General features: G+C 71.4%; 10 protein-coding genes. 3 read left to right on the top strand and 7 right to left on the bottom strand.

The window, feature by feature from the left end; genetic code table 11:
• Positions 1 to 3 precede the first annotated feature (3 nt).
• Entirely contained in the window at positions 4 to 309 is a 306-nt protein-coding gene (locus EDD30_RS19225) for an SCO4225 family membrane protein (protein ID WP_071806402.1), read from the bottom strand.
• A 48-nt stretch (positions 310 to 357) separates the two neighbouring features.
• Positions 358 to 924, bottom strand: a complete 567-nt coding sequence (locus EDD30_RS19220) for a phosphoribosyltransferase (RefSeq protein WP_071806403.1) — start codon at positions 922 to 924, stop codon at positions 358 to 360.
• 101 nt (positions 925 to 1,025) lie between these two features.
• On the opposite strand from EDD30_RS19220, the gene EDD30_RS19215 reads away from it, so the two are divergent.
• Complete coding sequence (locus tag EDD30_RS19215; RefSeq protein WP_071806404.1) at positions 1,026 to 2,153, top strand: PP2C family protein-serine/threonine phosphatase; 1,128 nt, start codon at positions 1,026 to 1,028, stop codon at positions 2,151 to 2,153.
• A 14-nt stretch (positions 2,154 to 2,167) separates the two neighbouring features.
• Here the strand turns inward: EDD30_RS19215 and EDD30_RS19210 are convergent, their stop codons facing one another.
• Positions 2,168 to 2,359 (bottom strand): hypothetical protein, encoded by a 192-nt coding sequence (locus EDD30_RS19210; protein WP_143162747.1) that lies wholly within the window; start codon positions 2,357 to 2,359, stop codon positions 2,168 to 2,170.
• A 291-nt stretch (positions 2,360 to 2,650) separates the two neighbouring features.
• Between EDD30_RS19210 and EDD30_RS19205 the strand changes: the two genes are divergently transcribed.
• Entirely contained in the window at positions 2,651 to 4,507 is a 1,857-nt protein-coding gene (locus tag EDD30_RS19205) for an acyl-CoA dehydrogenase (protein ID WP_071806406.1), read from the top strand.
• Positions 4,508 to 4,598: 91 nt separating this feature from the next.
• Here the strand turns inward: EDD30_RS19205 and EDD30_RS19200 are convergent, their stop codons facing one another.
• Complete coding sequence (locus EDD30_RS19200) at positions 4,599 to 5,108, bottom strand: SixA phosphatase family protein (RefSeq protein WP_071806407.1); 510 nt, start codon at positions 5,106 to 5,108, stop codon at positions 4,599 to 4,601.
• 101 nt (positions 5,109 to 5,209) lie between these two features.
• Between EDD30_RS19200 and EDD30_RS19195 the strand changes: the two genes are divergently transcribed.
• Positions 5,210 to 5,503 carry a DUF6458 family protein gene (locus EDD30_RS19195; RefSeq protein ID WP_071806408.1) on the top strand — a complete coding sequence of 98 codons (294 nt, stop codon included), beginning with the start codon at positions 5,210 to 5,212 and terminating at the stop codon, positions 5,501 to 5,503.
• 6 nt (positions 5,504 to 5,509) lie between these two features.
• Here EDD30_RS19195 and trhA read toward each other — a convergent pair whose 3' ends face one another.
• The 3 genes from trhA to EDD30_RS19180 form a co-directional block, all read right to left on the bottom strand.
• Complete coding sequence (trhA, locus tag EDD30_RS19190; protein ID WP_071806409.1) at positions 5,510 to 6,187, bottom strand: PAQR family membrane homeostasis protein TrhA; 678 nt, start codon at positions 6,185 to 6,187, stop codon at positions 5,510 to 5,512.
• Positions 6,188 to 6,260: 73 nt separating this feature from the next.
• Positions 6,261 to 8,039: an NHL domain-containing thioredoxin family protein gene (locus EDD30_RS19185; RefSeq protein ID WP_071806410.1), complete on the bottom strand. Its 1,779-nt coding sequence runs from the start codon at positions 8,037 to 8,039 to the stop codon at positions 6,261 to 6,263.
• 67 nt (positions 8,040 to 8,106) lie between these two features.
• The gene (locus EDD30_RS19180) at positions 8,107 to 12,000 is read right to left on the bottom strand and encodes an LppU/SCO3897 family protein (RefSeq protein WP_148088143.1); all 3,894 of its coding nucleotides are present in this window, start codon (positions 11,998 to 12,000) and stop codon (positions 8,107 to 8,109) included.
• Positions 12,001 to 12,438 lie beyond the last annotated feature (438 nt).

Genomic DNA, 12,438 nt, shown 5'->3' with positions numbered 1-12,438 from the left:
CGGTCAGGCGCGGCGGGAGTGGAACTTGCCGACCTCGCCGACGATCGTGTTGATCAGCAGCGTGTTGAGCAGGACGCCGGCCGCCACGCTCAGCCACAGCATCGCCGTGGCGGTCCAGCCCTCGCCGAGCAGGGCGACGGGCGCAAAGATCACCGAGACCGGAGCGGTCAGACCGATCAGGTACACCGCCGCGAAGGACGGTTCGTGGTCGCCGGTAGCGAGGTTGGAGCCCAGCAGGATGGCCGCGGCCATCGCGACGGCGAACAGATAGCCCCGCGTGACCCAGTTGCCGAAGAAGAATCTGGTCATGCGGACCATCCTGGTGAGCCGCGTACGCCCGCTCCTGAGTAGCGCTACCTAGCCACCACCGGGTGCGCTGCTCAGATCGACGCCGGTGAGCAGACCGCGGATGCCGAGCTCGGCGGCGACCGGCGGCGGGCACTCGTCCACGATCACGGCCGTGCCGACCACGGTGGCGCCCAGGGTGGACGCGAGGACGTGCAGGCCCCGCGCCTGGGATCCGGTCACGGCCCAGTCGTCAACCACGAGGACGCGGTCGTCCACGCCGATCAGGTGGGTGCGTACGCCGAGGTGCTGGGCGTCGCCGCGGTGGTCGGCCGGGACCTCCGCCCAGGTCATGGGTTCGGCGATGGGCCGGCGGGCACCCGCGCGGTACGCCTCCACGAAGCCCACCCCGAGCGCGCGTGCCACGAGCGGGCCCAGTATGAATCCGGTCACCTCAGGCGAGACCACGACGGTCGGCCGGGCGTCCGGGAAGAGGCCGGCCAGGCCCGCGCCGAGGCCGTCCAGGATCCGGGCGTCGCGCCACCAGCCCGAGCGGTCGCTGACGAGCAGACCGCTGCCCGGTTCGGGCTCCGTCCAGCGGAACCCGGCACGCAGAAGATCACGCAGGTCCGATGTCACGCGGAGATGGTGTCACCGCGGTGCGGGGGGCGGACCACCGAGTGGACATAACGCGGTCAGACTAGGGGTCAACTTGATGCAGCCGCTGGTCTCGATCAGGCATGCTGTTCGGCGTAACCATGCCTAAGTTGCCGTCGGGCCGTCGCCCGCTCAGTCCCGGATCCCGCGCCGGTCTCGGCGCGGCCCTCGTGCTGCTCGCCGCGGTGTCGGGGTTGGAGCTGACGGACGGCGAAGAGGCCAATTTCGTCGGACTCTTCGCGGCCGTGCCGTTCCTGGCGGCGGTCTTCGCGTACTGGCGGGCGGTGCTGGCCGTGGGCGGGCTCGCCACCATCGCCGGCCTGATCTTCGCGACCGCGAACGGCTCGTTCGGGTCGGTCGGAATGATCAATGTGCTGGGTCTGGTGCTCGCCACCGGCATCGCCGCCACGGTGGCGACGATCCGGCAGCGACAGGCCACCCGGATCGCCGAGTTGCTGCGGCTCGCCGCGGTGGCCCAGCAGGCGGTGCTGCGCCCGCTGGGTCCGAAGGTCGGCGCGCTGGCCGTCGCGGGTCGCTACATCTCGGCGTCGGCCGCCGCGGACATCGGTGGAGATCTCTACGAGGCCCTCGACACCCCGTACGGGGTCCGCATCATCATCGGCGACGTCCGGGGCAAGGGCCTCGACGCGGTGCGGCTGGCCAGCATCGTGCTGGGGTCGTACCGGCACGTCGCGTACGAGCGGGCCGACCTGCGCGCCATCGTCGCCGACCTGGACCGGGCCGTGGCCCGCAGCGTGGGCGACGAGGACTTCGTGACCGCCGCCCTGGTCGAGGAGCGCGGCGGCACACTGACCATCGTCAACTGTGGACATCCGGCTCCGCTGCTGCTGCGCCGCGGGCAGGTCATCGCCCTCGAGCCGCCGGCGCCCGCGCCCCCGCTGGGTTTCATGCCGGTCGCTCAGCCCCGGGTGGAGCGGTTGGAGCCGGGCGACCGGTTGCTGCTCTTCACCGACGGCCTGGGCGAGGCCCGCCGCGACGGCGAGTTCTTCCCGACGGCCGACCGGGCCTGGCGGCTGCTGGGACACGGTACGGTCGGCGACGGCCTGGCCTCGCTGGAAACCGCCCTCGTCGACTGGGTGCACGGGCAACTGGACGACGACATCGCCCTGGTGCTGCTCGAGTACGCCGGGTCCGACGGCGGGCCGGCCGTACCGATGCCTAGCTGGGAGGTCGGCGCGGCCGGCAGCTAGCCGGCCGGCGGCGCCTACTTCGCGGAGGCCTCCTCGGCGCATGCCGGCGGCGTGACAGCCGGTTCTGCGTCGGCCTCATTCGCCGGGCCGGGGATCACCGCGACGCGGGCGGCGATCGGCTCGGGCTGACGGTGCCGCCCGATGTAGTGGCGGGGCTGGTCGGCCTGGCGCGGCTCGGGAATAAGGCTCTTGATCGTGGTGAACATAAAGACCTCCCCGGGTCTATGTACGTCCTGCGCGTACACCCGGAGCAACGACGCGGCGCAGGCGTCGATACGTGCCCGCGCCGCGACGGCCGCCAAATGACCGAACGGCTGTCAGCCCTCCCACCCGATCGGAGACGTTTGACCCCCAACACGACGGACAACCGGCCGCGCGGCTCAATTCGGGCCTCCGGCACCCGATTGATCGGCAGTGACTTGTCGGAGCTACCGATGGGTAATACAGTGGTGGTTACTGACGGGTAACTCGCGTCCGGAGAGCGGGGCCAAGAACACATGACTCACTACAAGAGCAATCTGCGCGACCTGGAGTTCAACCTCTTCGAGGTCTTCGGGGCGGATCGCGCGTTCGGCCAGGCGCCGTTCGACGGCATCGACGCCGACACCGCACGCGACGTGCTGGCGGAGGTGAACCGGCTCGCCCGCGAGGACCTCGCGGCCAGCTACACCGACGCGGACCGCAACCCCCCGAAGTTCGACCCGGCGACTCACACCGCGCCGCTGCCCGAGTCGTTCAAGAAGTCGTACGCCGCCTTCATGGCGTCCGAGTTCTGGCGCCTCGACCTCCCCGAGCACCTCGGTGGCACCTTCGCGCCGCGGGCGCTCTGGTGGGCCATCGCCGAGCAGATTCTCGGCGCCAACGCCCCCATCTGGATGTACTCCTCCGGTCCCTCCTTCGCGCACGTCGTCGAGGTCGAGGGCACCGAGGAGCAGAAGAGGTGGGCGAAGCTCTTCGTCGACAAGCAGTGGGGTTCGACGATGGTGCTGACCGAGCCCGACGCGGGCTCCGACGTCGGTGCCGGCCGGGCCCGGGCCATCCCGCAGGCGGACGGCTCCTGGCACATCGAAGGCGTCAAGCGCTTCATCACCTCGGGTGAGCACGACCTCAGCGACAACATCATCCACTACGTGCTCGCCCGCCCCGTGGGCGTCGAGGGCGTCGGCGGCCCGGGCACCAAGGGCCTGTCGCTGTTCATCGTGCCGAAGTTCCACTTCGACGCGGAGACCGGCGAGCTGGGCGAGCGCAACGGCGTCTACGCCACGAACGTCGAGCACAAGATGGGCCTCAAGGTCTCGAACACGTGCGAGATCACGATGGGCGAGCACGGCACCCCGGCGAAGGGCTGGCTGCTCGGCGAGGTGCACGACGGCATCCGGCAGATGTTCATGATCATCGAGTATGCCCGGATGATGGTCGGCACGAAGGCGATCGCCACCCTCTCGACGGGTTACCTGAACGCGCTGGAGTACGCGAAGAACCGCGTCCAGGGCGCCGACCTGACCGAGAGCTCGAACAAGGCCGCCCCGCGCGTCACGATCACCCACCACCCCGACGTACGCCGCTCGCTGATGCTGCAGAAGTCGTACGCGGAGGGTCTGCGCTCCCTGGTCATCTACACCGCGACCTGGCAGGACAAGGTCGCCATCGCGCAGGCGGCGGGCGATGACAAGGCGGCCAAGACGGCGGCCCGGGTCAACGACTTCCTGCTCCCGCTGGTCAAGGGCGTGGGTTCGGAACGGGCGTACGAGCTGCTCGGCCACGAGTCGCTGCAGACCTTCGGCGGCTCCGGCTTCCTGCAGGACTACCCGCTCGAGCAGTACGTCCGCGACGCCAAGATCGACACCCTGTACGAGGGCACGACGGCGATCCAGAGCCTCGATCTGATCTTCCGCAAGATCGTGAAGGACAACGGCCGCGCGCTCGCCACGGTCGCCGGCGAGATGCAGGAGTTCATCGAGAGCGAGGCCGGCAACGGTCAGCTCAAGGAGGAGCGACTGGCGCTGGGCAAGGCGCTCGGCGAGCTCCAGGCCATCCTCGGCGTGCAGATGGGCTGGCTCCAGGCGGTCCAGGGCGGCGAGTCCCGCGAGCTCTACAAGGTGGGCCTGACCTCGCGGCGGGTGCTGCTGGCGCTCGGCGACGTGGTCGTCTCCTGGCTGCTGCTGCGCGGCGCCGAGGTGGCGCTGAAGAAGCTCGGCACCGAGCTGAGCGCGTCGGACAAGTCCTTCTACGAGGGCAAGGTGGCCGCGGCCCGGTTCTTCACCCGGGAGATCCTGCCCCGGATCGGCGCGGACCGCCGGATCATCGAGAACACCACGCTCGACCTGATGGACCTCCCCGAAGAGGCCTTCTGAGCTTCGCTCTCCCCTGAGGGCGTAAAAGGCTTCGCTCTCTCCTGAAGACGGAAAACCGGCGGACAAGGATGTCCGCCGGTTTTTCGTATGCTCAGCCGCGGGCGGTGTGCGTCGTCACGAGCGGCATCGAGCCCGGCTCGGTGGTCGACCACCAGCCTCCCGCCCGGTGTACGGCGACCCCGGACGTCGCCAGGCCCTCGCGGAGCGACGTCGTGCCGTCCGCGAGCAGAATGGACACATCGGACACGGTGGGGTTGTGCGCCACGACCAGTACGGTTCCGATCGAGTCCGGCACGGCCCTCAGCAGGTCGATCATCTCGGTGCGTCCGCCGTCGTAGAGGCCGTCCTCGTAGCGGACCTCCGGCGCGGGGCTCGTGTCGTCCCGGCCCAGTGCCACCGCCACGCCATGCCAGGTCTGCCGGGTACGCGTCGCGGACGAGCACAACACCAGCCCGGGGCGCAGACCCTCCGCGGCCAGCCACGCCCCCGCCGCGCCCGCGTCCCGGCGGCCGCGATCGGTCAGTTGGCGTTCGAAGTCGGTCAGCTCACCGGGATGTTCCGCCTTGGAGTGGCGCATCAGGACGAGGGTACGTGCGGTCATGGGAAGAGCATGACTGATTGAGCCCCGGGCCGGATGGGTAGACACACGCATCGACAAATTGCCGCGGCTCGGAGCGGCAGCACGAGCCAGGGAGGTCCACGATGGGCATCGGCGGAAGCATCTTTCTCCTGGCGCTGGGGGCGATCCTCGCGTTCGCCGTCAACGCCGAGATCAGCGGTCTCGACATCAACGTGGTCGGCTACGTACTCATGCTGGCCGGCCTGATCGGCTTGATCGTCACGCTCTGGTACTGGAACAGCCGGCGCCGGCCCGCCACCGTGGTCGAGCGTCCGGTGGTCCGCGACGACGCCGCCTACCGCGACGGTCATGTCGTCGAGGAGTACCGCCAGACCACGCGGCAGCAGCCCCCGCCGCCGCCGTCCTACGGTGCGTGACCGCTTCTACGCATAGAGCGCGAAGTAGATGGCGATGTGGTGGCAGATCGCCGCGATCAGGGTGCAGGCGTGAAAGAACTCGTGGTGACCGAATACGGTCGGCCACGGGTTCGGCCTGCGCAGTGCGTAGAACACCGCACCGGCGCTGTAGATCAGGCCGCCGGCGGCGAGCAGGACCAGATCGGCGACGCCACCGTTGCGGGTGATGTCCGGCAGGATCGCGACCGCGCCCCAGCCGAGGGCCAGATAGAGCGGCGCACCCACCCAGCGGGGCAGGTGCGGCCAGATGCTCTTGAGAGCGACGCCTCCGATGGCGCCGGCCCAGATCAGGCTCAGCATCACCGTGGCCTTCCCGCTGTGCAGCAGCAGGATGCAGAACGGCGTGTACGTCCCCGCGATGAAGATGAAGATCATCGAGTGGTCCATCCGCCGCATGATCTGGTAACCGCGCTCGCTCCAGATCCGGCGGTGGTACAGCGCGCTGATGCCGAACAGCCCGCACACGGTCAGGCTGTAGACGAGGCAGCTCAGAAAGGGCGAGACCCCCGGTCGCGAGGCGGCGATCGAGCACAGTACGACGCCGCAGACGAGCGCGACGTAGAACGCGTACTGGTGCAGCCGGCCGCGCATCCGCGGCTTGCCGAGGTCGGCCGGCTTCATCCGGAACGGAGTCGAAGTCGTCACAAGCTCCAGGTTACGGCACCGTAGGTTACTAGCAAGTAGTAGCGAGATGGCCAACGGCTGTGACCGCCGCGGTTCAGGCGTCCAGCCCGCGGAGAATCAGCGGCAGGCGGTCGGGGCCGGTCGGGTCGACCACGACCGGGACGCCCCAGTCCTGCCGGGTGAGATGGCAGGCCGCGTGCTCGACGTCGGCATCGCAGGTGGCGGCCTGCGCGACAACCTGCAGGATCCCCTGGGGTACGGCCGGATTGAGCACCAGCCGCCGCGAGAGGGCGGTGCCGGTGCCCTCGCCCTCCAGCAGCAGTTCCGGCGGCGCCGCCGAGACGACCAGGCGCGTCGACGGGCCGTACGTCGTGTCGAGCTTCTGACCCGGGGCCGGCGTGAAGACCACGTCCAGGGTGACCTCGCCCGGCGCCAGCGGCGACGGCGGCCGTTCGGTGCGGTGACGCTCGCCCTCGACCGTCTTGACCGTGCCCGGCGCCAAGCGGACGAGGCGGTGCGCGCCCGACTCGACCACGAACACGTCCCCGGCACGGGTGACGAGGACGTCGCTCGGCTCGGCCAGACCGGAATCGACGGTGGACATCTCGTCGGTCGCCGGGTCATAGCGGCGTACCGCACCGTTGTAGGTGTCCGCGACCAGCACCGACCCGTCCGGAAGCGCGCCGACGCCCAGCGGGTGCTGCAACAGCGCCTCCTTGCCGGCGCCGTCGACGTGACCGAAATCGAAGAGCCCCTGACCGGCCGCGGTGTGTAGTTCACCGGCCTCGATCCAGCGCAGCGCGGACGTCTCGCTGTCGGCGATCCAGAGCTTCTCCCCGTACGCGGACAAGCCGGACGGTTGCGCCATCCAGACATCCGGGATCGGGCCGTCCCGCAGCGACTCGACCGTCGTGCCGGCGTAGACGCCCGTGTCGCCGCTCGCCGGGTCGAACCACCAGAGCTGGTGGATGCCGGCCATCGCGACGACGACCCGGTCGGAGAACCAGGCGACGTCCCACGGCGACGACAGCGAGACACCGTCGTCGTCCACGGACCGCCACTGACGGCCGGTGCCGGCGAGCGTCCGCACCTCGCCGGACTCCAGATCGACGCCGCGCAGCAGGTGGTTGACGGTGTCCGCGACGACGACCGTCCGGCCGTCGGGAAGCAGGCAGAGTCCCTGGGGCTCGGAGAAGCTCGCCCGGTCGGCCGGGCCGTCGGCGCGGCCGCGCTCGCCGGTGCCGATCCGGCGTACCAGGGCGTCGCCGTCCGGGGTCAGCTCGGCCACCGAATGCCGCGCCGAGTCGGAGACCAGCAGGTTGCCGCTGGGCAGCTCGATGACCTTGCCGGGGAATCGCAGCAGCGTGTCATCCGCCGTCGCGGCGACGTACGGCCCGTCGCCGCGGCGCAGGGTGCCCTTGGCCTCGTGGGTGGCGATGAGTTCGTCGAGCAGCCTGCTCAGCCCCTCGGCGTGACCTTCGCCGGCCATCGAGGCGACGACGTATCCCTCGGGGTCGATGACGCTCAGGGTGGGCCAGGCCTTCGCGGCGTACTGCTGCCACATCACCATGTCGGCGTCGTCGAGGACGGGGTGATGCACGCCGTACCGCTCCACGGCGGCGGCCAGGGCAACGGGGTCGCGCTCATGCTCGAACTTCGGCGAGTGCACTCCGATGACGACGAGGGCGTCGCCGTACTTCTCTTCCAGGGGACGTAGCTCGTCGAGGACGTGCAGGCAGTTGATGCAGCAGAAGGTCCAGAAGTCGAGCACCACGAGCCGTCCCCGAAGGTCGGCGAGCGTCAACTCCCTGCCACCGGTGTTCAGCCAGCCTCGGCCCCGAAACTCGGGCGCCCGCACGCGCGCAGTCATGATCCCATCGTGCCTGACGGGCAGAGCCGGACCCGCCCCGAACACAGTGGGGCTCGGCACACGACGATCGTCAGCTTCGGCGCTTCAGGCAGAGGACCTGGGTCTTGTTGTCCTTGGTCGGGTTCAACACGTAGGGCTGGCCCGGGTCCGAGCACTTCTCCTTCGCGTCGACGACGGCCGTCACCTCGTAGGCGTCCGCGTCGCTGCACTTGGCGGTCACCGCCTGGGTGCCGTCCCGCTTGACGCAGTCGCCGGTGCTCACGGAGAAGCCGCCGGTGTCCGAACCCCGGGCGATCAGCCAGGTGATGCCGAACGTCAGCCCGACCAGCAGGCCGGCGCCGAGGATGACACCGAGGAGCACCGGCAGCATCCGTACGTGCGTGGTCTCGGGCTTGGCCACCTCGGTGGTCGGCACATCCGGCTGGAACGAGTTGAACCGGTCCTGGTCGTCGTCCTGGTCCGCGCTGCCCGGCCAGCTCGCCGTCGTCTCGGCGTCGGGCGGCATGACCGTGGCCCGGCTGGCCGCACCCGTCTGCGGCCGCTCCCCGAAGGGCTGCGTGGAATCCGCTGCTGCCGGCCGAGGCCGTTCCCCGAACGGCGGGGTGGGACTCGGCGCCGCCGCGTAGGCGTTGGCTGTGGGCGGCCGTTCGCCGAAGGGCTGCGTGGAATCCTGCGCGGCGTCCCGCGGCGGCGCGGAGTGCATCGCCGAGGAGTAGGGCTGGTCCGGCCCGTGTCCGCGGCCCGCGACATCGGTCGTGTGCTCGCTGTAGTCCTGTGAGGTGGTACGGGCGGCGGCACTTCCCGGCATGGATCCGGGCTGGTCGGGATACCCGGGCTGCTCGGGATACCCGGGCCGTTCGGGGTACCCGGGACGGCCACGTCCCGCGATGTCCGTCGTGAACTCGCTGAACGCCGCGGCGCCGGGGCCGTCATGGGTGCCGCTCGCAGGTGGACCCGCAGCCGGCGCTCCCGGGAACAGCGAGCCCGCGGACGGCGAGCCCGGAGCCGGTGATCCCGGAGTGTACGAACCCGGAGCCGGTGATCCCGAAGTGAAGGAGCCCGGCGTCGGGGAGCCCGGGGCGTACGAGCCCGGGGCCGGGGAGCCCGGGGTGAACGAGCCCGGGGCCGGGGAGCCTGGAGTCGGCGCGAAGGGCTGGACGGGCGGCGAGACCCGGGCGCTGGCCGAGGCGCGTCCCGCTATCCGGCCGGACGGATCCCCGCCGGAGACGGGAGCCGCGCCGAACGGGCCGCCGGTGGGTGGCGTGGTCTCCGGCGGACCGGAGGGCGGGGTGCCGTAGGTTCCCGGCCGGTTCGGCGGAGGGCTGAAGCGATCCGGCGCCTGGTCGTCGAAGGCTCCCGAGGCGGGGCCGGCGCTGCCCGCACCGAACGGACGCTCACCGCTGCCCGTGCCGAACGGGCGGTCGTCGCTGCCGGCGTCGAAGGGGCGGTCACCGGGTTCGGTGCCGAAGGGGCGGTCGTCACCGTCGTTCCTGCCGAAGGGACGGTCGTCGCCGCTGCTGCCGAACGGGCGGTCGTCGCCGTCGTTCCTGCCGAAGGGGCGGTCACCGGGTCCGGTGTCGAAGGGGCGGTCGTCGCCGCTGCTGCCGAACGGGCGGTCGTCGGGCGTCTGGCCGAAGCCGTCGCTGACGGGGCGGGCGCCGCCGCCGTTGGGATCGGAGCCGGATCCGGACGTCGCCGCGGTGCCGAATTCCCGGCCGGCCGATGAGCCGGAGGCCGGTCGTTCGCCGAACGGGCGCTCGGTGGTGGGTGGACCGGTGGCGGACCGTGCGCCGAAGGGGTCGTCCTCGGCCGGGGAGCCGGCGGTGGGTCGGGCGCCGAAAAGGCCGTCGGCGGCCGGTGAGCCCGCCGTGGGGCGGGGGCCGAAGGGATTCTGCGTGGCCGATGCACCGGTGGCGGGCCGAGCGCCGAAGGGGCCGTCCGGGGGTGCCGCGCCGAACGTGCCCGGCCGGACCGTGCCGTCAGCGGCGCCGGACGTCGGTCGTGAGCCGTAGAGGCCGTCGGGGTTGTCCGAGCCGGCGCCGCCCGAGGTGGGTGCGGTGCCGAGGTTGCCGTCCGCCGGGGATTCGTCGTCGCGGTAGTCGGCGTTGTCCTGCTCGGGCGCCGAGGCGGGACGTCCGTAGACGCGGGACTGTGCCACGGGAGGCGGCGGCGGGAGCTCTTCCGGCTCCAAGGGTGCGACGCGGCTGGCTGCCGGCACCGATGCGCTCGCGGACACCGGGCGCGCCGAACCCTTCGCCGGGGTGGTGTGTTCCGCACCAGGCTCGGCGGCGGCATCGGAACGCTCGGCGGAGTCGCGGGGCTGCGGCACCGGGCCGGAGTCGCGGGGCTGCGGCACCGGGGCAGAGTCGCCTGCCTGAGAGGTGAACCCGGAGTCGCGGCCTTGAGGCGTGAACGCGGAGTCGCGGGCCTGAGGCAGGAACGCGGAGTCGCGGGCCTGAGGCAGGAACGCGGAGTCGCGGGGCTGGGGTGCCGATGCCGAGTCGCGGGGCTCGGTCGTGACGGGAGCGGCGCCGGTATTCAGCGAGGCGCCGCGCACACGTTGCGGGTAGCTCGGTGATTCCGGACGGGCCGCCTCCGGTGATTCGAAGGAAGCCCCGGGGACGCGCTGGGGGTATTGGGCCACGTTCTCCGGGCGGTCAGTCCGATGAAGAGGTGCGTCGTCCTCCGCGTCATTCCGTCCGAAACTTCCCGATTCGGATCGCTGAAGAGGGGCCGCCTCGCCGGCGTTCTGCTGGCGGGTGTCGAACGGCTGACGCGAGGATTCCGGCTGGCGGGTATCGAACGCCTGGTGTGGGGCTTCCGCCTGGCGGCTGTCGAAGGGCTGGCGTGCGGCTTCCGGTGGCGACGAGAACGACGGAGCACGGTCCGCGCGGCGGCCGAAGCCTCCGGTGTCACCCGAAGAGCTGCCTCGGAGCGGGAAGCTGGCGCCCTCGGGCGCTTGGCCGCGTACGGGAAAACCGACGCTCTCGGGTGACCCACCGCGGCCGGGACCGGTGCTGCGGGGCGGCGCACCCTCCGGAAGGTCGGTCAGCGTGGCGCCCGGAACGCGGATGCTCTGGTCGCCGAAGGCCGAGACGCCCGCCGGCCGGCCGGCTGACTGCTGGTCGTCGGCCGCCGCAGGAAGACGCCTCGGCATGTCGGCGGGTGCGTTCGACGCCGGCCGGGCGGGGGTGAAGCCGTTGAACTCGCCGACCGGGCCGGAGAGCGGACCTCCCGCGACGCCGGGGGAGCGCTGGGGGAGCTGGCCGCCCTGCGCCTGACGGTACGGGTGCGGCTCGAACGGATTGGCCTCGTCGGACGGCCGCGCGGGTGGCGGCGGCGCCCATGCCGAGTGCTGTTCGGCGTGGCCCGGAGGAGTCTGCGGGGCGGCGGGCGGCTGGTGAGCGGGAGGTTGCTGACCGCCGGCGGAGCCTCGCGCCTGGGAGTTGCGGGTGGGCAGGGCCGAGCCGTGTGACGGACTCTCGGAAGTCGACGCTTGCGGCAAATCGGGCGCGGAACCCCGCGCGGGGCCCGATGAGGAAGCGAACTGGGCGGCTCCGGGGCCGAACGCCGGACCTTGCGGCGACGCGGCCTGCCCGGCCGGCGGCACGGCGGGAACCACGAACGGCGAGCCGCCGTTCGGCGTCGCTTGCGGCGGCGGGGCGTAGGCACTGGGGAGCGAGCCCTGGGCGTGCGGATACGACGGACCCGGTTCGGACGCACCGGGCTGAGACGCGGCCGGCGGGAAGGCGCCGGGCTGGGAGGTGCCCGGCGAGAAGGCGCCAGGCTGGGAAGCACCGGGCTGGGAAGCGCCGGGCGGGGACACGTCTGGCGGGAACGCGCCCGGCAGGGAGGCATCCGGCGGGAACGCGCCCGCGGGAAGGCTCTCATTGCCGAACGGCTCGGTGCCGCCGCCCGACATGGCCCCCGGCCGGCGACCGGCTTGCTGGCCCTCGGACGTCATATCCGCCTCCTCCATGACTGTCGGCCGTGCCACCTTACGCACGGACGCGGCCGACTTGTAGAGCTGGGCGTGACCCTGGCCGCCGCCCTGGCCGGCCGAGCCGGGGCGGATGACCGTGCCCAACCGTACCGGTCGAGGCCGACTGTCGGAATCCCGGTGTACGCCGTCCGGAGCGGTTCACGTGCCAGGAGACCACCGAACGTGATCATGCACACGCCGCTCGGTGCCGAGACTACAGGCCTAGAGAATTGTCCTAAGAGTCGGACTTGTGCTGCGAGAATGCGACCGACCTCGACGGTCCTATCAGGAGAGGAGTTCGTTGTCCGTTCTGCGGCTCTGACCGTTACTGCCCGCCCAGGGCAAACAGCGACAACCTCCGCGAGGCGGTCTGCGGGCCATGGACGAGAGGAACATGACCGGATGCGACAAAGCCCCGAC

The sequence above is a fragment of the Couchioplanes caeruleus genome, assembly GCF_003751945.1.
In the GTDB taxonomy this organism is placed as follows: Bacteria; Actinomycetota; Actinomycetes; order Mycobacteriales; family Micromonosporaceae; genus Actinoplanes; species Actinoplanes caeruleus.
This window is presented reverse-complemented; position numbering and strand designations above follow the sequence as displayed.

Coding starts and splice junctions, on each gene's coding strand:
- EDD30_RS19225 (WP_071806402.1), bottom strand. CDS start 309: ATGACCAGATTCTTCTTCGGCAACTGGGTCACGCGGGGCTATCTGTTC.
- EDD30_RS19215 (WP_071806404.1), top strand. CDS start 1,026: ATGCTGTTCGGCGTAACCATGCCTAAGTTGCCGTCGGGCCGTCGCCCG.
- EDD30_RS19210 (WP_143162747.1), bottom strand. CDS start 2,359: ATGTTCACCACGATCAAGAGCCTTATTCCCGAGCCGCGCCAGGCCGAC.
- EDD30_RS19205 (WP_071806406.1), top strand. CDS start 2,651: ATGACTCACTACAAGAGCAATCTGCGCGACCTGGAGTTCAACCTCTTC.
- EDD30_RS19200 (WP_071806407.1), bottom strand. CDS start 5,108: ATGACCGCACGTACCCTCGTCCTGATGCGCCACTCCAAGGCGGAACAT.
- EDD30_RS19195 (WP_071806408.1), top strand. CDS start 5,210: ATGGGCATCGGCGGAAGCATCTTTCTCCTGGCGCTGGGGGCGATCCTC.
- EDD30_RS19180 (WP_148088143.1), bottom strand. CDS start 12,000: ATGACGTCCGAGGGCCAGCAAGCCGGTCGCCGGCCGGGGGCCATGTCG.